General features: G+C 37.8%; 19 protein-coding genes. 18 read left to right on the top strand and 1 reads right to left on the bottom strand.

From position 1 onward, the window contains the following. Positions 1 to 104 precede the first annotated feature (104 nt). Complete coding sequence (gene spoIVB, locus MHI57_RS06780) at positions 105 to 1,394, top strand: SpoIVB peptidase (RefSeq protein ID WP_095372621.1); 1,290 nt, start codon at positions 105 to 107, stop codon at positions 1,392 to 1,394. A gap of 327 nt (positions 1,395 to 1,721) precedes the next feature. Further along, positions 1,722 to 2,516 (top strand): sporulation transcription factor Spo0A, encoded by a 795-nt coding sequence (gene spo0A / locus MHI57_RS06775; protein ID WP_307312941.1) that lies wholly within the window; start codon positions 1,722 to 1,724, stop codon positions 2,514 to 2,516. Between the two features lie 76 nt (positions 2,517 to 2,592). Here spo0A and MHI57_RS06770 read toward each other — a convergent pair whose 3' ends face one another. Beyond that, entirely contained in the window at positions 2,593 to 2,832 is a 240-nt protein-coding gene (locus tag MHI57_RS06770) for a DUF2627 domain-containing protein (protein WP_095373649.1), read from the bottom strand. A gap of 214 nt (positions 2,833 to 3,046) precedes the next feature. Here MHI57_RS06770 and MHI57_RS06765 point away from each other — a divergent pair, with 214 nt between their 5' ends. The 16 genes from MHI57_RS06765 to MHI57_RS06690 all read left to right on the top strand — a co-directional run bounded on the left by MHI57_RS06765 (position 3,047) and on the right by MHI57_RS06690 (position 23,266). Then, positions 3,047 to 5,116: a sigma-54 interaction domain-containing protein gene (locus MHI57_RS06765; RefSeq protein WP_095372642.1), complete on the top strand. Its 2,070-nt coding sequence runs from the start codon at positions 3,047 to 3,049 to the stop codon at positions 5,114 to 5,116. A 155-nt stretch (positions 5,117 to 5,271) separates the two neighbouring features. Beyond that, positions 5,272 to 6,174, top strand: a complete 903-nt coding sequence (yqiS, locus tag MHI57_RS06760; protein WP_233435223.1) for a phosphate butyryltransferase — start codon at positions 5,272 to 5,274, stop codon at positions 6,172 to 6,174. A gap of 36 nt (positions 6,175 to 6,210) precedes the next feature. After that, positions 6,211 to 7,308: a branched-chain amino acid dehydrogenase gene (gene bcd / locus MHI57_RS06755; RefSeq protein ID WP_095372644.1), complete on the top strand. Its 1,098-nt coding sequence runs from the start codon at positions 6,211 to 6,213 to the stop codon at positions 7,306 to 7,308. 114 nt (positions 7,309 to 7,422) lie between these two features. Then, positions 7,423 to 8,511 (top strand): butyrate kinase, encoded by a 1,089-nt coding sequence (gene buk, locus MHI57_RS06750; RefSeq protein ID WP_225230430.1) that lies wholly within the window; start codon positions 7,423 to 7,425, stop codon positions 8,509 to 8,511. Between the two features lie 22 nt (positions 8,512 to 8,533). After that, positions 8,534 to 9,952: a dihydrolipoyl dehydrogenase gene (gene lpdA / locus MHI57_RS06745; RefSeq protein WP_095372646.1), complete on the top strand. Its 1,419-nt coding sequence runs from the start codon at positions 8,534 to 8,536 to the stop codon at positions 9,950 to 9,952. A 120-nt stretch (positions 9,953 to 10,072) separates the two neighbouring features. Beyond that, the gene (locus MHI57_RS06740) at positions 10,073 to 11,071 is read left to right on the top strand and encodes a thiamine pyrophosphate-dependent dehydrogenase E1 component subunit alpha (protein WP_095372647.1); all 999 of its coding nucleotides are present in this window, start codon (positions 10,073 to 10,075) and stop codon (positions 11,069 to 11,071) included. A 17-nt stretch (positions 11,072 to 11,088) separates the two neighbouring features. Further along, positions 11,089 to 12,072, top strand: a complete 984-nt coding sequence (locus tag MHI57_RS06735) for an alpha-ketoacid dehydrogenase subunit beta (RefSeq protein ID WP_095372648.1) — start codon at positions 11,089 to 11,091, stop codon at positions 12,070 to 12,072. Positions 12,073 to 12,159: 87 nt separating this feature from the next. Continuing rightward, positions 12,160 to 13,479, top strand: coding sequence for a dihydrolipoamide acetyltransferase family protein (locus MHI57_RS06730; protein WP_095372649.1), 1,320 nt, complete (start codon positions 12,160 to 12,162; stop codon positions 13,477 to 13,479). 247 nt (positions 13,480 to 13,726) lie between these two features. Next, entirely contained in the window at positions 13,727 to 15,511 is a 1,785-nt protein-coding gene (locus MHI57_RS06725; protein ID WP_340975434.1) for a methylmalonyl-CoA mutase subunit beta, read from the top strand. Next, entirely contained in the window at positions 15,508 to 17,667 is a 2,160-nt protein-coding gene (gene scpA / locus MHI57_RS06720) for a methylmalonyl-CoA mutase (protein ID WP_340975433.1), read from the top strand. Before MHI57_RS06725 ends, scpA begins: the two co-directional genes overlap by 4 nt. Position 17,668: 1 nt before the next feature. Next, positions 17,669 to 18,778 (top strand): methylmalonyl Co-A mutase-associated GTPase MeaB, encoded by a 1,110-nt coding sequence (gene meaB, locus MHI57_RS06715; protein WP_095372652.1) that lies wholly within the window; start codon positions 17,669 to 17,671, stop codon positions 18,776 to 18,778. A gap of 245 nt (positions 18,779 to 19,023) precedes the next feature. Beyond that, positions 19,024 to 19,461, top strand: coding sequence for a BrxA/BrxB family bacilliredoxin (locus MHI57_RS06710; RefSeq protein ID WP_095372653.1), 438 nt, complete (start codon positions 19,024 to 19,026; stop codon positions 19,459 to 19,461). A gap of 304 nt (positions 19,462 to 19,765) precedes the next feature. Then, complete coding sequence (locus tag MHI57_RS06705) at positions 19,766 to 20,539, top strand: transporter substrate-binding domain-containing protein (protein WP_095372654.1); 774 nt, start codon at positions 19,766 to 19,768, stop codon at positions 20,537 to 20,539. A 106-nt stretch (positions 20,540 to 20,645) separates the two neighbouring features. Beyond that, positions 20,646 to 21,305 (top strand): amino acid ABC transporter permease, encoded by a 660-nt coding sequence (locus MHI57_RS06700; RefSeq protein ID WP_095372655.1) that lies wholly within the window; start codon positions 20,646 to 20,648, stop codon positions 21,303 to 21,305. Then, positions 21,298 to 22,020 carry an amino acid ABC transporter ATP-binding protein gene (locus MHI57_RS06695; RefSeq protein ID WP_095372656.1) on the top strand — a complete coding sequence of 241 codons (723 nt, stop codon included), beginning with the start codon at positions 21,298 to 21,300 and terminating at the stop codon, positions 22,018 to 22,020. Before MHI57_RS06700 ends, MHI57_RS06695 begins: the two co-directional genes overlap by 8 nt. Positions 22,021 to 22,270: 250 nt before the next feature. Next, complete coding sequence (locus tag MHI57_RS06690; RefSeq protein ID WP_224936034.1) at positions 22,271 to 23,266, top strand: aromatic acid exporter family protein; 996 nt, start codon at positions 22,271 to 22,273, stop codon at positions 23,264 to 23,266. Positions 23,267 to 23,294 lie beyond the last annotated feature (28 nt).

Here is a 23,294-nt window from a genome sequence, read left to right as displayed (position 1 = left end):
CAATGGAGGGTAGCTTTTTTTATTAAGTTGCCAGTTATAATTGCTCTTGAAGCAGGCAAAATTATATATGTAGCCATGAAACAAGAAGCGAGGAGAGTGTTGAAATGACAAGAGATATATTGAGAAAAATAATTGGTGGAATTCTCCTTGTTTCAATCATATGTATAGGATTTTCTAAACCGTTTCAAGAGTATATTCACATTCCTATAAACCTTACCGTATTTGAGGGTGAACAAGTACGATATAATATGGCGGAAACAGTAAATGCAACAACACAAGCACCCGATGGACAATTGGCGGTTGTTCAGGATAAAGAAGTCATTACACTCTCTGCTAATGAACCAGGCAAGAATGAAATGTTTCTTGATTTGGCTGGTTTTCCGATAAAAAAAGTAGATGTGGAAGTTTTAAAGGACTTTAAAGTTATACCGGGTGGGCAATCAATAGGTGTAAAATTGAATACAGTTGGCGTATTGGTGGTCGGACATCACCAAATTAATACAATAAATGGAAAGATGTCACCGGGAGATTTAGCAGGTATTAAAATAGGTGATATTATTACAGAAATAAACGGAACAAAAATTGAAAAAATGTCTGATGTTGCTCCATTTGTACAAGCAGCAGGAGATAGTGGTAAACCCCTAAAAATATCAGTTACTCGTGATGAAGGGAAATTTGAGACAGAATTATTACCATTGAAAGATAAAAATGAACCAAACTTTAAGCTTGGATTATATATACGTGATTCAGCGGCTGGAATAGGCACAATGACTTTTTATCATCCACAATCAAAAAAATATGGTGCTCTTGGTCATGTTATTTCTGATATGGATACAAAAAGGCCAATTGTCGTTGATGATGGTCAAATACTACGGTCTACTGTTACTTCCATTGAAAAGGGGAGTAATGGGAATCCAGGAGAAAAATTAGCACGCTTTAAAGATGAAAAAGAAGTTATAGGCAACATTGATCGAAATAGTCCATTTGGCATTTTTGGAAGGCTTAATCGTGGATTGGCTAACGGGCTAATGGATAAACCAATGCCAATTGCTCTTTCACATCAAGTAAAGGAAGGACCAGCAAAAATTCTAACAGTCGTTGAAAATGATAAAGTTCAACTGTTTGATATCGAAATTGTTAGTACGATCCCGCAAAAATTTCCTGCTACAAAAGGAATGGTCATTAAGGTCACTGACGATGAATTGCTCGAAAAAACAGGGGGTATTGTCCAGGGTATGAGTGGCAGCCCGATTATTCAAAAGGGCAAGGTTATAGGAGCGGTAACACATGTTTTTGTGAATGACCCGACCAGTGGTTATGGTGTGCATATTGAATGGATGTTAAATGAAGCGGGCATTAATATTTACGAAAACCATGAAGAGCGAGCATCTTAAACAAAAAAGCGGTTTTGCCCGCTTTTTTGTTTGTTTAGATATATAAGGTGAATGTGGATTTAAATCATTCAATTTGAAAAAGCATGACTAACATATATATGTTAAAATAAGCAAAGAAACAAAGATTTTTCGACAATGAAGAAGAAAGATATCGATTATAGTCGAAAAATAGAGGAAAACAAAGAAAACTTAAGATTTTATTAGTTTTTTAAAGAAAAATAAAATTTGGTAAAGGATTTTTATCCCCTTTGTCGAAATTGTCACTTAGCAAATAGAGACAAAAAAATAGAAAATAGATTCAACTATGGGTTGAGGAGGAAAAAATTAGTGAAAAAAATCAAAGTATGTGTAGTTGATGACAATCGAGAGCTAGTAGCTTTACTTGAAGAGTATATTTCTTCTCAAGAAGATATGGAAATAGTCGGAGTGGCGCATAATGGACAAGACTGTTTAAATATTCTTGATGAAATCGAAACAGATGTGCTTGTATTAGACATCATTATGCCGCATCTTGATGGACTTGCAGTTCTCGAAAAAATGAGAGAACTTAACTTAAAAACTCTTCCTAGCGTTATTATGTTAACTGCTTTTGGTCAAGAAGACGTGACAAAGAAAGCTGTTGATCTTGGTGCATCTTATTTTATATTGAAACCTTTTGACATGGATAATTTGGCTAGTCATATCCGCCAAGTGAGCGGAAAATCAAGTCCGATGATTCGTAAATCACCTTCTACAACCAATTACCGTTCACAAGCAGAGACAAAACCCAAAAATCTCGATGCAAGTATTACAAGTATCATACATGAAATTGGTGTGCCTGCTCATATAAAGGGTTACTTATATTTAAGAGAGGCGATTTCAATGGTATATAATGATATTGAGTTACTTGGCTCAATTACAAAAGTTCTGTATCCTGACATTGCCAAGAAGTATAATACAACAGCTAGTAGAGTGGAAAGGGCAATTCGTCATGCAATTGAAGTGGCATGGAGCAGAGGAAATATTGACTCTATCTCTTCTTTATTTGGCTATACAGTCAGCATGACAAAGGCCAAGCCAACAAACTCAGAATTCATTGCAATGGTTGCCGATAAGTTAAGGTTAGAGCATAAGGCTTCTTGAAAAAGCTAGGCGTGTGAACATATCGTCCACACGAATAAACAAAAAAGCGTCAGCATTTTTATTATGCTGACGCTTTTTATGATTCTTTCTTAAAACGGTCTTGCACTTTATTTCTTTTACGATCACGATGCAAAATAAATCCGGCAATAAAGCCAATTCCTAATATAACAAATAATAATCCACACACAAACTGCAAAGGTAAAGATGGGAAAGGGCTTTGTAAAATGCCAAATACCATATCCCTCATTAATTTAATTCCGTATACCGCTAAAACACCGGGAAGTACAAGTATCATTAATGCAATTAGTCTAATCATATTATTCCTTTCTTCCGCTGCTAAAATATTCAATAAACTCATTATATATGATAGGAAACGTTTATTAAAGGGAGATTTCATAGGTGCATCATATGAGAAAAAATATTAACACTAACAGTATAAGATATTTGTCAACAAGAACAATTAAGGTTACATTATAAATGAAAGAAATTGCATAGTAGATTTGAAAGAATATTCAGGGTAAGGTGAAAGTATGCAAAAAGTAATTATCATCGGGGCTGGTCAAGGTGGCTCCTCGATATATCGATTATTGAAAGAAACAGAAATGTTAATAGTAACAGCGGTTGTTGATATTAATCGCGAAGCAAAAGGACTTCAACTTGCGAGTGAAGATGGTGTGCAAATTGGTTATGATTGGCGCCAATTTATTAAAGAACCTGTTGATATTATTATTGAAGTAACAGGAGATGAAGAAGTTAGTAAACAAATTAGATCTTCAATCAAAGAAGAGGTAATTTTTATCCCTGGTAGTGTCGCTTATTTAATGGCCAAACTTTTGTCTCAAAAGGAAGAGCTCATATCCGCACTTTCTAATCAAACATATAAATTCAACCTCATATTTAATACGACCGATAACGGTATGATCGTCATCAATCCTGACGAGGAAATTATACTTTTTAATAAAAGCGCAGAAACGATGACAGGAATAGAAAAGAAACAGGCGATAGGTAAAAAGATCGGAGATGTAATTAGCGGAAGCTTACTGCCGAGAGTGTTGCATTCAAGGAGAGTGGAAACAAACCAAGAGTTTGTTTTAGGTAGTGGGTTGAAAATTATTACTACGAGAATTCCTGTAATCGGTGATAACGGTCAATTAATCGGTGCGGTTTCTATTTTTAAAGACATTACGGAATTAGTTGATTTAGCTGAAGAAATTACTGATTTGAAAAATTTAAAAACAATGCTTCAAGCTATTATACAATCAAGTGATGAAGCGATCTCTGTAGTAGATGAAGATGGGAAGGGGTTAATTATTAACCCGGCCTATTCAAAAATCACTGGATTAGCAGAAGAGGAAGTCATTGGTAAACCGGCAACTGCTGATATCTCAGAAGGTGAAAGTGTTCATATGAAGGTGCTTAAAACACGCAGAGCCATCAGGGGTGTACCAATGCGTGTAGGTCCGAAGAGAAAAGAAGTTGTCGTCAATGTAGCTCCGGTAATTGTAGATGGTATTTTAAAAGGAAGCGTCGGGGTTTTGCATGACGTTTCAGATCTACAAAGTATGAGTCGCGAATTAAACCGCGCGAGACAAATTATTCGAAATTTAGAAGCTAAGTATACTTTTGAAGATATTATTGGTCAGTCTGATGAAATGGCCATTGCAATTGAACAAGCTAAACTTGGAGCAAAAACGCCAGCAACCGTTCTATTGAGAGGTGAATCTGGAACAGGTAAAGAATTATTTGCACATGCCATTCATAATGCAAGTGACCGTAAATATAATAAATTTGTTCGTGTAAACTGTGCTGCCTTATCGGAATCACTACTGGAAAGTGAATTATTTGGTTATGAGGAAGGTGCTTTTTCTGGCGCGAAAAGAGGCGGAAAAAGGGGTTTATTTGAAGAAGCGGATAAAGGAAGTATCTTTTTGGATGAAATTGGCGAGTTAACTGCCAGCACACAGGCTAAACTATTAAGGGTGCTACAAGAAGGAGAGATTACCCGAGTAGGTGGTACAAAGCCTCTTCAGATTAACGTCCGAATTATTGCTGCAACCAATGTTAATCTGGAAAAAGCCATTGCGAACGGCGGATTTAGAGAGGATTTATACTACCGTTTGAATCGAATGCCAATTCATATTCCGTCTTTGAGAAAAAGAAAAGAAGATATCCCTTTACTAGTGGACCGCTTAATTGAAAAAATCAATATTGAATATGGCCGTAATGTAGAAGGTGTAACAGAAGAAGCGATGAAGGTTTTAATGGCATATGATTGGCCAGGTAATGTCCGTGAACTAGATAATATTATTGGAAGAGCGATTATATTTATGGGCTATCAAACACATATTGACAGTGAACATTTATCTACATTAGCGAATAGTGACAGTCCAGTTCTCGTAGATTCTGAAATGCATGCATCTATTCAACAAGGAGAGCCATTAGCAAAGCAACTGGAAGGTTTTGAAAAAGAAATTATTACGAAAGCAATGAAACAAGCGGATGGTAATAAGACACAAGCAGCCAAACATTTAGGGCTATCTGTAAGGAATTTATACTATAAATTGGAAAAATATCAAATTGAAAATAAAAGCATGCAATAATTTGCATGGTTTGCAATAAATTTCACGGTAGATTTTGAGCAATAAAGCGTTTTCATCGCATTTTAATTTTGGCACGGTAATTGCATAATAAAAATATGAGTGCAGCAAAAAAACTTTTTACTTGCACGCACTTTGAAGTAAAGGGGTTGAGACAGATGAAATTGGATTCGCTTATAGAGAAAGCAACCCAATATGAAGGCAATGTAGTTGCAGTTGCCGCAGCAGAAGACGAAGAAGTCTTAGAAGCTGTAGCTGGTGCACTAAAGAAGAACATGGCAAGCTTTCTATTATTCGGTAACTCTGAAAAGATTACGCAAATACTGAATGCAAACCATGCAGATGTCGCTAGTAGCGACCACCTAACAATTATGCATGCTGAAACAGCTGCTTTAGCTGCTGAAATGGCGGTTAAATCTGTCAAAGAAAAAAAAGCAAGCGTACTTATGAAAGGAAATGTTCCTACAGCAGTTATTCTAAAAGCCGTACTTAACAAAGAATATGGCTTGAGAACTGGTAGCGTTCTTTCACATGTTGCTGTTTTTGAAGTTCCTAACTTTGACAAATTTACGATTGTCACTGATGCTGCGATGAACATTGCGCCTGATTTAAGTCAAAAAGCGCAAATAACAGCAAATGCAGTAGGTATTGCTAAGAGTATCGGGGTGGAAATGCCTAAAGTTGCACCAATTGCTGCGGTTGAGGTAGTAAACCCAAATATGCAAGCAACATTAGATGCAGCGGCATTAACGCAAATGAATCAACGTGGTCAAATTAAAGGCTGCATCGTTGATGGACCTTTAGCACTTGATAATGCAGTTTCTATTGAAGCTGCTGAGCATAAAGGTATTACAAGTGATGTTGCTGGACAAGCAGATATCTTACTTGTGCCTACTATTGAAGTTGGAAATGCTTTATACAAATCATTGATCTACTTTGCTCAAGCAAAAGTTGGTGCAGTGATTGCAGGTGCAAAAGCACCAATCGTTTTAACTTCCAGAGCAGACTCAGCAGAGAGTAAATTATATTCACTTGCTTTAGCTATTTGCTCTGCTAAATAATATATTTTCTTTTAAAAACAAGGAGGATTTACAACCATGGAAATTTTTAAATATCTAGAGAAATATGATTACGAACAAGTCGTTATTTGCCAAGATAAAGAATCAGGATTAAAAGCAATCATCGCTATTCATGATACAACTTTAGGACCTGCATTAGGCGGAACACGTATGTGGACTTATGAGTCAGAAGAAGCAGCGATTGAAGATGCTCTTCGTCTTGCGAAAGGTATGACTTATAAAAATGCTGCAGCTGGACTTAACCTTGGTGGCGGTAAAACAGTTATCATCGGTGATCCTAAGAAAGATAAAAATGAAGCATTATTCCGTGCTTTCGGACGATATATTCAAGGTCTTAACGGACGTTATATCACTGCAGAGGATGTTGGTACAACTGTAGCTGATATGGACTTAATTCATGAAGAAACTGATTATGTAACTGGTATTTCTCCAGCATTTGGTTCTTCTGGTAATCCTTCTCCTGTAACTGCTTACGGTGTGTACGTAGGTATGAAAGCAGCAGCAAAAGCAGCATTCGGAACTGACTCTCTTGAAGGTAAAACAATTGCTGTTCAAGGTGTAGGTAATGTTGCATATCACTTATGTAAACACCTTCATGAAGAAGGAGCAAAATTAATCGTAACTGATATTAACAAAGAAGCTGTTCAACGTGCAGTTGATGATTTCGGTGCAGAAGCAGTAGGAATTAATGACATTTATGGTGTTGAATGTGATATCTATGCCCCATGTGCATTAGGTGCAACTGTAAATGATGATACAATTCCACAACTTAAAGCAAAAGTAATCGCAGGTTCTGCTAACAACCAATTAAAAGAAGAACGTCATGGCGATCAAATCCACGAAATGGGTATCGTATACGCTCCTGACTATGTAATCAATGCTGGTGGTGTCATTAACGTTGCTGACGAACTTTATGGTTACAATGCTGAACGTGCAATGAAAAAAGTTGAAGGTCTATACGATACAATTGACCGTATTATGCAAATTTCTAAAGAAGAAAATATCCCAACTTATAAAGCTGCTGACCGTATGGCAGAAGAAAGAATTGCGACAATGAAACAATCTCGCAGCACATTCCTTCAAAATGGTCATCACATCTTAAGCCGCCGTAAGTAATTATGGTTCATATTGAAGTGGCGAGCGCCTTCATAAGGCGCTAGCTATTTCCTTATGTAATTTCAAAAATGGATAAATAATGGAGGGTCTGTTGTGCAAGATCAAATCAAGAGAATGCTCGTCATCAACCCAGGATCTACTTCAACGAAGATCGGTGTTTTCGATAATGATAGTTCTGTGTTTGAAAAAACATTAAGACATGATACAGACGAGATTAAAAAGTTTAAAACAATTTTCGATCAATATGAATTCCGTAAAAACGCTATTTTAGAAACTTTAGACGCTGAAGGAATTAACATTTCAAAACTAAGCGCAGTAGTCGGTCGCGGAGGACTTTTACGCCCAATTCCTGGTGGTACTTATGCGGTTAATAAAGAGATGATTGAGGACTTAAAAGTTGGTTATGCTGGTCAGCACGCATCCAATTTAGGTGGGATTTTGGCTTACGAAATTGCTTCAGGTCTAAATATTCCTTCCTTTATTGTCGATCCGGTTGTTGTTGATGAATTAGCACCGATCGCCCGCGTTACTGGTTTCCCACAAATTGATAAAACAAGCATATTCCATGCATTAAATCAAAAGGCAGTAGCAAGAAGAGTATCAAAAAAATTAGGTAAGAAATACGAAGACTTAAACTTAATTGTTACACATATGGGTGGCGGAGTTTCTGTTGGTGCTCATGAAAAAGGCCGTGTAATTGATGTGAATAATGCACTTCATGGTGAAGGGCCATTCAGTCCTGAACGTGCAGGAACTGTTCCAGCTGGCGACCTTATTGATATGTGCTTCTCTGGTGAATATTACCGTGAAGAAATCATGAGCATGTTAGTTGGTGAAGGTGGACTTGTAGGTTACCTTGGTACGAACGATGCTGTTAAAGTGGAAAAAATGATTGAAGCTGGCGATGAAAAAGCGAAGCTCGTTTACGATGCGATGGGTTACCAAATTGCAAAAGAAATTGGTACTGCAAGTGCGGTATTAAAAGGTAAAGTAGACGCGATCATTTTAACAGGTGGACTAGCTTATGGGAAAGCATTTGTAAATGATATTTCAAGCTATGTTAACTGGATTGCAGATGTCATCATTGAACCTGGTGAAGATGAACTTCAAGCGCTTGCAGAAGGTGCACTTCGTGTTCTTCGTGGCGAAGAAGAAGCTAAGAATTACTCTATTGATGAATTAAATACAACAACAGTTAAGTAAGTAGTAATAGGAGGGTTTATTAATGGCACAAGAATATGATTTAGTCATTCTTGGCGGAGGTACTGGTGGTTATGTAGCTGCTATTCGTGCTTCTCAACTTGGTCTTAAAACAGCGTTAGTAGAAAAAGGAAATCTTGGCGGTACTTGCCTTCATAAAGGTTGTATCCCAAGTAAAGCATTGCTAAGAAGTGCGGAAGTTTTTGCGACTGCTAAGAATAGTGATGAGTTCGGTATTTCTACTGGCGAAGTATCAGTAAACTTTGCAAAAGTGCAAGAGAGAAAAGGCAAAATTGTTGATCAATTGCATAAAGGTGTTCAACACCTTATGAAGCAAGGAAAAATTGATGTATACGACGGTTTTGGACGTATTTTAGGACCATCCATCTTCTCTCCAACAGCAGGAACAATTTCTGTTGAAATGAATAATGGTGATGAGAATGAAATGCTTGTACCTAAAAATGTTATTGTGGCAACAGGTTCTCGTCCAAGAACATTACCTGGTTTAGAAGTTGGCGGAAATGTAATGACTTCTGATGAAGCATTATCGATGGAGGAAATTCCTAAGTCAATTATTATCGTTGGTGGCGGTGTAATCGGTATCGAGTGGGCTTCTATGCTTGCTGATTTCGGTGCAGAAGTAACTGTACTAGAATTTGCTGACCGTATTATCCCTACTGAAGATAAGGATGTAAGTAAGGAAATGCAACGTCTACTGAAAAAACGTGGCGTAAATATCGTTACTAAAGCGAAAGTACTTCCTGAAACATTGAAACAAGATGGCGGTGTAACGGTTTCTGCTGAAGTAAAAGGCGAAACAAAAGAATTCACAGCTGAAAAGCTTCTTGTATCTGTAGGTCGTCAAGCAAATACTGAAGGTATTGGTCTTGAAAATACTGATATTCAAGTAGAAAAAGGAAGCATCGTTGTGAACGAGCATTACCAAACAAAAGAGTCTCATATTTATGCAATTGGTGATGTAATTGGTGGACTTCAACTTGCACATGTTGCTTCACATGAAGGTATTCATGCAGTAGAACATATCGCAGACCAAAATCCAGAGCCAATGGATTATGATCTTATTTCTAAATGTATCTATTCTTCACCAGAAGCTGCAAGTGTAGGTATTACAGAAGATCAAGCGAAGGAACAAGGCTATAAAGTGAAAGTCGGTAAATTCATGTTCCGTGCGATTGGTAAAGCGCTTGTATTCGGTGAGTCTGACGGCTTTGTTAAAATTATTGCTGACGAAGAGACAAATGACATCTTAGGTGTACACATGATTGGACCACATGTGACAGATATGATTTCTGAAGCAGGTCTTGCAAAAGTATTAGATGCTACACCTTGGGAAGTAGCACATACGATTCACCCTCACCCAACTTTATCTGAAGCAATCGGAGAAGCTGCATTAGCAGTAGACGGAAAAGCAATTCACGGATAAGCGTTAGGATTTATTAAAGTGGACTTCTAGATTTTGTTGGAAATCTAGAAGCCTCACTTCATTAAGTGGAGAATATAAGAGCGTTCCACGTTCTTCTATATATATTTAGGAGGTTTTGAAATGGGTAAAACTAAAAATCGTCATAAAGCTTTAGGTTTAAGTGATGAGCAAGTATTAGAAATGTATGAAACCATGCTTTTAGCACGCCGTATTGACGAGCGTATGTGGCTTTTAAACCGTGCAGGTAAAATTCCTTTCGTTATTTCATGTCAAGGACAAGAGGCTGCGCAAGTAGGTGCATCTTTTGCATTAGACAGAGAGAAAGATTATGCCCTTCCATATTATCGTGACATGGGTGTTGTTCTTGCATTCGGTATGACTGCGAAAGAATTAATGTTATCAGCATTCGCTAAAGCGGAAGATCCAAACTCAGGTGGCCGTCAAATGCCAGGTCACTTTGGGCAAAAGAAAAACCGTATCGTAACAGGTTCTTCTCCAGTTACAACACAAGTTCCTCACGCAGTAGGTATTGCACTTGCTGGGAAAATGGAAAATAAAGATCTTTGTACATTTGTTACTTTCGGTGAAGGTTCTTCTAACCAAGGAGATTTCCACGAAGGAGCAAACTTTGCAGGTGTTCATAAATTACCAGTTATTTTCATGTGTGAAAATAATAAGTATGCGATCTCTGTACCAATTGAAAAACAATTGGCATGTGAGAAAGTATCAGATCGTGCAATCGGTTACGGTATGCCTGGTGTAACTGTAGATGGTAACGATCCATTAGCAGTGTACCAAGCAGTTAAAGAAGCAGCTGATCGTGGACGTAAAGGTGAAGGTCCTACATTAGTTGAAACAGTTTCTTATCGTTTAACTCCACACTCTTCTGATGATGATGATCGCAGCTACCGTGATCGTGAAGAAGTAGATGCAGCGAAAGAAAAAGATTCGATTATTACTTTTGCAGCCTACTTAAAAGAAATTGGTCTTTTCGATGATGAAAAAGAAAAAGAAATGAACGATCGTATTATGAAAATCGTGAATGAAGCAACTGATTATGCTGAAAATGCACCATATGCAGATGCAGAAGATGCATTGAAATATGTGTACGCAGAATAAGTAGGGGGGAATAACACATGGCAGTAATGTCTTATATTGACGCGATCACTTTAGCGATGCGCGAAGAAATGGAAAGAGACCCAAAAGTATTTGTACTAGGAGAAGACGTTGGTCGTAAAGGTGGAGTTTTCAGAGCGACAAACGGCTTATATGAAAAATTTGGTGAAGACCGTGTGCTAGATACACCACTTGCAGAATCTGCAATCGCTGGTGTTGGTGTTGGTGCGGCAATGTACGGTATGCGTCCTATCGCAGAAATGCAATTTGCTGATTTCATCATGCCTGCTGTCAACCAAATTATTTCAGAAGCAGCAAAAGTTCGTTACCGTTCAAATAACGACTGGAGTGCTCCAATGGTTATTCGTGCACCATATGGTGGCGGTGTCCATGGTGCCCTTTATCACTCTCAATCAGTAGAAGCTGTATTTGCAAACCAACCAGGTTTAAAAATTGTTATGCCTTCTACACCATACGACGCAAAAGGACTTTTAAAAGCAGCGATTCGTGATGACGATCCTGTTATGTTCTTCGAGCATAAGCGTGCTTACCGTTTAATTAAAGGTGAAGTACCTGAAGATGATTATGTACTTCCAATTGGTAAAGCTGACGTTAAACGTGAAGGTGAAGATATTACAATCATCACTTACGGATTATGCGTACACTTTGCTCTTCAAGCAGCAGAAAAACTAGCGAAAGATGGTATCTCTGCTCATATTTTAGACTTACGTACGGTTTATCCATTAGATAAAGAAGCGATTATCGAAGCAGCTTCTAAAACGGGTAAAGTCCTTCTTCTTACAGAAGATACAAAAGAAGGAAGCATTATGGGTGAAGTAGGATCGATTATTGCTGAGAACTGCCTATTTGACTTAGATGCACCAATTATGCGCCTTGCAGGTCCAGATGTACCAGCAATGCCATATGCACCAACAATGGAGAAATTCTTCATGGTTAACCCGGATAAAGTAGAAAAAGCAATGAGAGAATTAGCTGAATATTAATCAAAAGTGGCAATGAGAGCGGAAATCCGACTCTTTTTGCCACATTCCAAATAGATGTTGATAAGTAATAAGGAGGTCACTTTAATAATGGCTATCGAACAAATAAAAATGCCTCAATTAGGTGAAAGTGTAACAGAAGGTACAATTAGTAAATGGTTAGTATCTGTTGGGGATAAAGTAAATAAGTACGATCCACTTGCAGAAGTAATGACTGATAAAGTAAATGCTGAGGTTCCTTCATCTTTTGATGGAGTAATTAAAGAGCTAATTGCCGAAGAAGACGGCACATATGAAGTAGGAGAAGTCATTTTAACAATTGAAACTGAAGGTGGCGGAAGCAGCGAGCCTCAAGCTTCTGAAGAAACTTCTGCACCAGCAAAAGAAGAAGCGCCAAAATCAGAAAGCAAATCAGTCGCTTCTACACCTGCAGCAGATGCACCTAAAGGTGGACGTTATTCTCCAGCTGTACTTAAGCTTTCTCAAGAGCATGGCATTGACCTTAGCCAAGTAGCTGGTACTGGAGCAGGCGGAAGAATCACACGTAAAGATCTAAACAAAATTATTGAGTCTGGTAATATTCCAACTGCTGATAATGCACCAAAAGCAGAAGCACCAGCAAAAGCAGAAGCACCTAAGCAAGAAGCACCAAAAGCGGCAGCTTCTAAACCAGCAAAAGCAGCAGGCACAAATGTACCAGTTGTACCAGGAGATGAAGAAATTCCTGTGACTGGTGTACGTAAAGCAATTGCAGCTAACATGCTTAAGAGCAAACATGAGGCTCCTCATGGTTGGACAATGATGGAAGTAGACGTAACAAATCTTGTTGAGTATCGTAACTCAATTAAAGGTGAGTTCAAGAAGAAAGAAGGCTTCAACCTTACATTCTTTGCTTTCTTCGTAAAAGCAGTTGCGCAAGCACTTAAAGAATATCCACAAATCAACTCTATGTGGGCTGGCGACAAAATTGTACGTAAAAAAGACATCAACTTGAATATTGCAGTAGCAACTCAAGACGCTCTTTATACACCAGTTATCAAAAATGCTGATGAAAAAACAATCAAAGGTATTGCGCGTGAAATCGGTGAGTTAGCTGGTAAAGTACGTGCTGGTAAATTAACAGGTGCTGATATGTCTGGTGGTACATTCACTGTAAATAACACTGGTTCATTCGGTTCTGTTCAATCAATGGGCATCATCAACCACCCTCAAGCAGCGATTCTTCAAGTAGAATCTATTGTGAAGCGTCCAGTTGTTATGGACAACGGTATGATTGCTGTTCGTGACATGGTTAACCTTTGTATGTCACTTGACCACCGTGTACTAGACGGATTAGTATGTGGTCAATTCATGCAACGTGTAAGAGAAATTCTTGAAAATACTTCTAAAGAAAATACATCTGTATACTAAGAAGTGATCGTAAAAAAAGAGAGGCCATTCGCCTCTCTTTTTTTTATGAAAATAAATATCAAGTTTCAAGAACCACAATAAATTACCCCATAAATAAAGTATTTCTAGATGATAAATTGATGGAATTCTACAAAAGATTGCAGCTTTTTCCTATCTATACTACAATAAAATTAAGATTTATTAGAATTTTATTAATGTTTTGATCGCTATGATGAGGGGAGGTCCTGTCTTTTTAGACAGATATTTTATGAATTTAAATAAAATGAAAAATGAGACATTTACAAAGCCGACTTTACGCGATTGGCAGGAGAAAGCAGAGGAATCATTAAAGGGTGGGTCCATCGATCGTTTATCAACAGTCACTTATGAAGGGATTAAATTGAAACCGCTTTATTCACGAGAAGATTTACCATCACCTATCCAAAATCCACTTCCAGGAAGTTCAGACTTTCGTCGAGGATATACCTCTTCAGGATATCTTGAAGAACCATGGAACGTCTCGCAACGGCTTTCTTCTACATCGGCAAAAGAAATGAAAAAACAATTATTAGAAGAATTAAATAAAGGGCAATCAGCCATTTCATTTAACCCTGATCTTTACAAGCTTTCAGAAGTATCAGCGATTGTTGAAGGCTTAGAAGAATATCCATTTTGTTTAATGACGGAAAATTCTTCACTAGATTTATACAAAACGATTGGTCAGCAAAATTCGAAGGGGTTTATTGGGAAAGATCCGTTAGCCAGTTTAATGAATAATAGTAAAGGTTACGATAATGATTGGTTAGAAGCAATTGTACATGCGAAAAAGTCCTCACCTAAGCTAAAAACCATTTTAATTCATACGACCATATATCATGAACTAGGTGCAAATGCTATTCAAGAACTGGCAATTGCCATTGCTTCTGCTGTTTCTCATATTGAGCGCTTGCTCAGCGAAGACTTCTCTATAGAAGAAATAGTAGATAAGGTCGTATTTCATTTTTCCATTGGCGCTCAGTTTTTTACGGAAATCAGTAAATTAAGAGCGGCAAAAATCCTATGGTCTAAAGTTTTAGAAGCATACGGACTAAATGAGAAGCTAATGAACATGACCATTTCTGCTCAAACTTCACCATTTACAAAAACATTGTACGACCCCTATGTCAATCTTTTACGGGCAGGGAATGAGGCCTTTGCAGCCATACTAGGTGGGATCAATTATTTACACGTGTCACCATTTGATGAACCTAGTGAAGCCTCCTCTTTTACTGCGAATCGAATTGCTCGAAATACCCAATTGATTTTAAGGGAAGAAGCGCATCTAAATAAAGTCATTGATCCGGCAGGAGGGTCTTATTATATTGAATCAATCACGAATCAAATTGCTGAAAGAGCTTGGGATTTATTTTTAGCAATAGAAGATCAAGGTGGTATGGAAGTTGCCATAGAGACAGGTTGGATTCAAGAACAGATTACGCAAGTGCAAAAAAAGCGGTTAGCTGATATTTATACGCGAAAGCAAAGTATTGTTGGCACGAACAAATATGCGAATTTAGATGAATCACCGCTGCAGAATGCAGTGACCCTAGGCAACCGTTTATCCATTCCATATGAAAAGCTGCGCTATCAAGTAGAAATGATGAAGGCGAGTAGCGTTGATATTCAGGTGGGCTTATTATGTCTTGGAGATTTAAAAAAGCATAAGCCGCGTATGGATTTTGTAACCGGCTTTTTAGCTCCAGGTGGTATTCGTTCTCATTTTATACCAATTATGCATACAGAGAACCTAAAGGAACAAATAGAAAATAATCCTTTATCTCATTACGTGATTTGTGGTGCAAACGATCAATATGATGATGATCTTTTAACTGCTGTGAAGTTAGTAATGACAGAGAAACAAAGCATATTTAAACTATATTTGGCTGGTCATCCTACAGTAGAGGAACAAAAATGTTGGAAAGAGGCGGGCATCACCGAGTTTCTCCATATGAAAAGTGATTGCTACCATATACTAAGCACCATTGTGGAAGATTGGGAGGGTGAAGTGAAATGACCAAACCTGATTTTACGAAAGTGAAATTATTTGATGAGGGTGACAAAGCGCAACATCCTGATAAAATCCATCATGATGTGTTTGAAACAAATGAAAGTATAAATATTAAATCAATTTATTCCCATAATGATCTAACGTCGATGGAACATCTTGATGATATGCCAGGAATCGCACCTTACACACGAGGTCCATATCCAACGATGTATGTTAATCGACCTTGGACTGTTAGGCAATATGCTGGGTTTTCAACAGCGGAAGAAAGTAATGCGTTCTATCGTCGTAATTTAGCGATGGGGCAAAAAGGACTTTCAGTCGCTTTCGATCTTGCTACACATCGTGGCTATGATTCCGATCATCCGCGAGTGGTTGGCGATGTCGGAAAAGCAGGCGTAGCCATTGATAGTATTTTAGATATGAAAATATTGTTTGATGGCATTCCTTTAGACCAAATGTCAGTCTCCATGACAATGAATGGAGCAGTTTTACCGATTATGGCGTTCTATATTGTCACGGCTGAAGAGCAGGGAGTGAGCCAGGAAAAGCTTGCGGGGACGATTCAAAACGATATCCTTAAAGAGTATATGGTGAGAAACACCTATATTTACCCACCCGATATGTCAATGAAAATCATTGCAGACATATTTGAGTATACGTCACATTATATGCCTAAATTTAATAGTATCAGTATATCTGGTTATCACATGCAAGAAGCAGGTGCGCCGGCAGATATAGAATTAGCATACACGCTCGCAGATGGACTTGAATATGTGCGTACAGGGATGAAAGCAGGGATTGATATCGATTCTTTTGCTCCTAGATTGTCCTTTTTTTGGGCAATTGGGATGAACTATTTTATGGAAGTGGCAAAGATGAGAGCGGCTAGACTTATATGGGCAAAGATGATGAAAAACTTTGCACCAAAAAATCCGAAATCGATGGCGTTAAGAACACACTCGCAAACTTCCGGTTGGAGTTTAACAGAACAAGATCCATACAATAATGTGACAAGAACTTTGATAGAAGCGCATGCAGCAGCGATGGGACATACACAGTCACTACACACAAATGCACTAGATGAAGCGATTGCCTTACCAACCGATTTCTCAGCAAGGATTGCGCGCAATACACAGTTATTTTTACAAGAGGAAACAGGCATAACCAATGTAATCGATCCTTGGGGCGGTTCTTATTATGTAGAAAGTCTAACAAATGAGTTGGTAGAGAAAGCTTGGGCGCATATTGAGGAAATTGAAGAACTTGGCGGAATGGCTAAAGCGATTGAAACAGGATTACCAAAAATGAGGATTGAGGAGGCGGCTGCAAGAAGGCAAGCACAGATAGATTCGAATAAAGAAACAATCATTGGTGTAAATAAATACCGGCTTGAGCAGGAGGAGCCTCTAGATATTCTAAATATTGATAATACTGCAGTGCGGGTAAAGCAAATAGAACGCTTAGAGCATTTAAGAGCGACAAGAGATGAAGATAAGGTGAAAGAAGCGCTTGCAGCTATTACGAGAGCAGCTGAGACAGGTGAAGGGAATCTTTTAGCTTTATCCGTTCAGGCGGCACGAGTGCGGGCATCTTTAGGAGAAATTTCTGATAGTATTGAATTGGTAGCTAAACGACATAAAGCGATGATTCGCTCTATTAGTGGTGTATATAGCTCCCATTTTTCTAATGAAGAGGAAATTAATGAAGTAAAGACAATGGCTGATGAATTTTTAGAAAATGAGGGGAGAAGACCTCGTATTTTAATTGCTAAAATGGGACAGGATGGACATGATAGAGGAGCGAAAGTCATTTCTACAGCCTTTGCAGATTTAGGGTTTGATGTGGACATTGGACCACTTTTTCAAACGCCAGAGGAAACAGCGATTCAAGCAGTCGAAAATGACGTGCATGTGGTTGGGTTTAGTTCTCTTGCTGCTGGTCATAAAACATTGTTACCACAATTAGTGGCTGAGTTAAAAAAGCTAGGGCGTGAAGATATTTTAGTTGTCGTAGGAGGCGTAATTCCACCGCAAGATTATGAGTATTTGCTTGCTAATGGTGCATCAGCTATCTTTGGACCAGGAACAGTGATTCCAGTGGCTGCGCAAAAGGTAATAAGAGAGATTTATCATCGTTTAGGCTATGAGGAAGTGACGAATTAATATGGACACATATAAGAAGCGTGGAAGGCCGTCTAATGAAGCTTTTACAGATTCTGTTCAGGCTGGTGACTTCTCATCCAGTTTTTCGTCTCTGACAAGAGGAAGTAACTTTAAAAAGAAAAAAGAAACCTCTCCACCCATTGATGAACTGGAAAAAGGCTTATTAGAAGGTAACCGAAGTGCACTTGCTCGTGCCATTACTTTAATAGAGAGTAATGCTGAGCATCATTTTCAAGGAGCTCAAGAGTTATTGCATAGAGTTTTACCACATGCGAATCAATCTATTCGTATTGGCATTACTGGGGTGCCTGGTGCAGGGAAAAGTACTTTTATAGAATCTTTTGGTTCGTATTTATGTAATGAGTTAGGGGCAAAAGTAGCTGTTTTGGCTGTTGATCCTAGTTCAAAATTAAGTGGTGGTAGTATTCTTGGTGATAAAACGAGAATGGAGCAACTCGCCAGAAATCCTCTCGCATTTATCCGTCCATCACCAACATCAGGAAAACTAGGTGGTGTCCATCGCAAAACAAGAGAAACGATGATCTTATGTGAAGCGGCTGGTTTTGATGTCATCTTAGTGGAAACGGTCGGTGTTGGTCAAAGCGAAGTGATTGTACGTGATATGGTTGATTTCTTCATGCTCCTTGTTTTAACTGGAGCTGGTGACGAACTGCAAGGAATGAAAAAGGGAATTATGGAGTTAGCAGACACGATTATCGTTAATAAAGCAGATGGGGAAAATAAACATGCAGCCAAAAAAACGAAAGCTGAATATGAAAAGATTCTTCATTTCCTTCAACCTGCAACGAAAGGATGGCCATCTAGGGCTTATGTTTGTTCTTCCCTTTATGAAGAAGGTATAAAAGAAGTGTGGGAAGTGATTCAACAATTTATTGCCAATACACAAACTTCTGGTGTCTTCGAGCAGAGAAGAAGAGAACAAGCGAAAGAATGGATTTATTCCATGATCACAGATCAACTTCATTATCGTTTTTTTGGTTCACCTGTCGTGAAAGAAATGCTGCCTAAAATTGAAAATGATGTGATTGCAGGTAACCGAACCGTAACAGCGGTTGTCGAGGAACTTTTTAGGCGGTATACAAGAGAATAAAAAAAGCTGCCCCTTCACCGTGATAGGGGCAGTTCTAGTATATATAAGCCTGCTTTACTAGCAGGAACACCCAGGGGGAGGGTTATATATTGTATGTTACCCCAAAGTTTTTCTTTTAAAACTAAAAGATAAAAGTTTCTATACTGTAAAAAAACTCACGACCTTGGTATGATATAATTATACGTAAACGAATAAAACGTATAAGGACACTTTGATCCTAATTATTCTTTAGGGGGAATGAAATCATGAGTATGGATTTTAATTTGTTTATGAATGATGTTGTGCAACAAGCTCGTAAAGAAATCGTTCATGCAGGATATACAGAGTTAAGAACAGCAGAAGATGTGAAACAAGCATTAGATAAAAAAGGAACAACGCTCGTAATGGTTAACTCTGTTTGTGGGTGTGCAGGGGGAATTGCTCGTCCTGCTGCAGCACACTCTATTCATTATGATAAGCGCCCTGATCATTTAGTAACAGTATTTGCTGGTCAGGATAAAGAAGCAACTGCTGAAGCACGTTCATATTTCACAGGTTTTCCACCATCTTCACCTTCCTTTGCTTTGTTAAAAGATGGAGAAATTATTACGATGGTTGAACGCCATGATATTGAGGGACACGATCCAATGGCAGTTGTTCAAAAGCTTCAAGCATCATTCGAAGAACATTGTGAAGAAGTATAATATCATTATTTTATCATGGAAAGAATAGCCGTTCCGTACGGTTATTCTTTTTTTTGCATTTAACACTTCTACCATTTTTTAATAGAGAATTGAAAACTAGTAAACTTTTTCTTTTCATATACAATTCCTTCCTTTATACTGAAAATTAGTTAGAAAAATCAAAAAAATATTATAAAAATATAATTATGCAAATATATCATTGCATATTCATGTGAATGTGTTAAAATACATCTAGATGAATAAATATTAATTGATTAAAAACGAAATTTATTTTCATACTATATAATTTTTAGGAGGAAAGATTGTGAAGAAACAATGGATACTTTTAAGTGCGTTATTGGTATTAATTGCAGGATTTTTAGCTGCATGTGGATCAAGTGAAGAAGCGGGTGGCGATAACGATAAAAAAACATTAGTAATGGGTACGTCAGCTGATTATCCACCATTTGAATATATCGATACAGCACAAGGAGAGGAAATTATTGGGATTGATGCTGATATCGCAAAAGCAGTGACTGAAAAGCTAGGATACAATTTAGAAATTAAAGATATGGATTTTGGTGGACTGATTCAAGCACTTAACTCCGAACAAGTTGATTTTGTTGCATCAGCCATGTCTGCAACGGATGAAAGAAAAGAGAATGTTGACTTTACTGAAATCTACTATACTTCTAAACATATGATTATCTCTAAAGAAGGTAGCGGTATTGAAACAGCTGAAGATTTAGAAGGAAAAACAGTTGGTGTACAATTAGGTTCTATTCAAGAGACAAAAGCAAATGATTTAGCTGAAGGGATAGATATGAAGGTTGAAAGCCGTAATCGTATTCCTGAGATCATTCAAGAGATTAAAGCAGGTCGCTTTGAAGCAGCCATTATTGAAGATACAGTTGCACAAGGCTTTCTTGAAAAAGAGAAAGATTTAGCTGGTGTAACGATTGAGGATGCTGACGGCGGCTATGCGATTGCTTTACCAAAAGGTAGTGAGCTAACAGAAGAATTTAATAAAGCCTTACAAGAAATGATTGATAACGGGGAAATCGAGGACATTATCACAAAGTGGTTCTCTGAGCAGTAAACCCAAATCAACGTTCAGAAGGGAAAAAACCTTCTGGGCGTTTTTTCCCTTCAATGGGTGGATCAAATGAATTTCAAATATTAATTACTGAGAGGAATGGCAATATATGAATTTAGATTTTACCTCTGTCCTCCCTTCTCTACCTTTCATTTTACAAGGGCTCGGTGTCACACTACAGATTGTTTGTTTAGCGGGTATTTTAGGGTTTTTATTAGGAATTATCCTTTCTTTATGTAAGATTAGTAAAATTAAGCTATTAAATTGGTTAGCGAATGCTTATACTTCCGTTTTTAGAGGTACGCCATTAATTTTACAATTGATGATTATTTATTTTGGCTCACCACAAGTACTAGGCTTTCAAATAGAGGGTGTAACAGCAGCCATTATCGGATTTGCATTGAACTCGGCCGCTTATATTTCTGAGATTATTCGTGCAGGCATACAAGCAATTGATAAAGGACAGCAAGAAGCGGCAATGGCTTTAGGCGTTCCGTATCGTCCGACAATGGTAAATATTATTCTCCCACAAGCAATGAAGAATATTTTACCTGCGCTTATGAATGAATTCATTACATTAACGAAAGAATCTGCCCTTGTGACGACAATTGGGGTAATGGATGTGATGAGACGAGCGTATCAAGTAGGAGCGAATCAGTATCAATTTATGGAACCACTCCTTCTTGCCGGAATTATTTACTATATCTTAGTAACGATACTCACATTCTTAGGCAAACTAGTTGAAGGGCGGTTGAGATCCAGTGATTAAAGTGGAAAAATTGCATAAATCCTTCGGGAAGAATGAAGTGCTAAAAGGTATTTCAACACAGATAAATAATGGTGAAGTTGTTGCTATTATTGGTCCATCCGGTTCAGGTAAATCCACTTTTTTGCGTTGTATTAATAAATTGGAAGAGCCAACAAACGGGAAGATATGGATTAAAGATGCGGATATTACCGATCGACAAACAGATATATTAAAAGTCCGACAAAATGTAGGGATGGTGTTTCAGCATTTCCACTTATTCCCTCATATGACCGTGTTGGAGAATTTAACTTATGCACCATTAAAGGTAAAAAAAATAACAAAATCAGAAGCGGAAAATAACGCTATGAAATTACTAGAAAAAGTCGGATTAGCTATAAAAGCACAGGAATATCCTAACAAATTATCAGGGGGTCAAAAGCAGCGGGTAGCGATTGCTCGCGCACTTGCGATGAATCCAGAAATTATGCTATTTGATGAACCAACCTCAGCACTTGATCCTGAAATGGTAAAAGAAGTGTTAGATGTAATGAAAACACTCGCACATTCAGGTATGACAATGGCTATTGTTACCCATGAAATGGGGTTTGCGCGTGAGGTGGCGGATCGAGTATTATTTCTAGATGGTGGCGTGCTAGTAGAAGATGCCCCGCCTAACGAATTCTTTTCCAACCCTAAGTCTTCGCGTGCGCAAGATTTCTTACAAAAAGTATTATAAAAGCGGAAAAAGATGGTCAAACTGATCATCTTTTTTTCATTATTGAAAAGTGAATACTGTATAATAATAAAACATAGCATTGTATGAGGGATGAGAGGACAATCTCTGTTAAATGAATGGTTGATATGTTATAATCATATATTTTGTAGGGAATGGTTATGAAGGATGTTGAATGATACATTTCGCTTTAGAATACGAGACTGATTCGTTCTTAATGCACTAGCATGATGAACATACGAGGAGTAATAAGATGAAATTTAGAATAGGCTATAGAACAGTGAAAACGGCAGTCGGAGCAACTCTTGCTATTATGATTGCGCAAATGCTTGGTTTGGAGAATTATGTCTCCGCCGGTATTTTAACAATTTTATGTGTGAAGGTGACAAAAAAAGATTCCTTGCGTGCTTCATGGGATCGGATATTCGCGTGTTTCATTGCTATATTTGTTGCGTCTCTACTCTTTGAAATACTTGCCTATCATCCATTAGTTATTGGTATCGTCTTACTTGTGTTTATTCCATTAGCGGTGATGTTCAAAGCTAGCGATGGAATTGTTACAAGTTCCGTTATTATTCTACATATTTATTCAGCTGAACAAGTGACAGTGGGACTGATTTTAAATGAGGTAGGAATTATTATCATTGGGGTTGGAATTGCATTATTAGCCAATTTATACATGCCTAGCCTTGACGTGAAATTAAAGGAATATCAAGTAGAAATTGAACAAAATTTCAAACTGATTTTTGATGAGATTGTCATATATTTAAGAACTAATGAAAGTACTTGGGATGGTAAGGAAATCACGGAGACGTATCAATTAATTGAAGAAGCAAAAGCATTAGCATTCAGAGAAGTGGAAAATCATGTATTAAGGAACGAGAGTCTCTATTATAGTTATTTCAAAATGAGAGAGAAACAATTTGAAATCATTGAGCATGTTTTGCCAGTGGTGACAGCGATAGATGAAAATGTTGAGCAAGCAGAGATGATAGCTGATTTTATAGAGGATTTATCCGAACATATTCATCCAGGAAACACGGCCAGTCTCTTCATCGATAAGTTACAACAAATGCGGGCCCAATTCGCTGAAATGCCATTACCACAAACAAGAGAAGAATTTGAAGCACGCGCGGATTTACTTTATTTTATTAAAGAAATGGAAGAATATCTCTTTATCAAAAGTCAATTTGCGGGGTTAAAAGGAAGCAAGAGTTTGTATCAAAATACAGCCACTGGAGAACAATAAAGGGAAAAAGGATGTGATTCTATTGCTA

The sequence above is a fragment of the Cytobacillus sp. FSL K6-0129 genome (genome assembly GCF_038007625.1).
Lineage (GTDB): Bacteria > Bacillota > Bacilli > Bacillales > Cytobacillaceae > Cytobacillus > Cytobacillus kochii.
The sequence above is the reverse complement of the archived record's forward strand: the minus strand, read 5'-3'. Positions and strand labels throughout refer to the sequence as shown.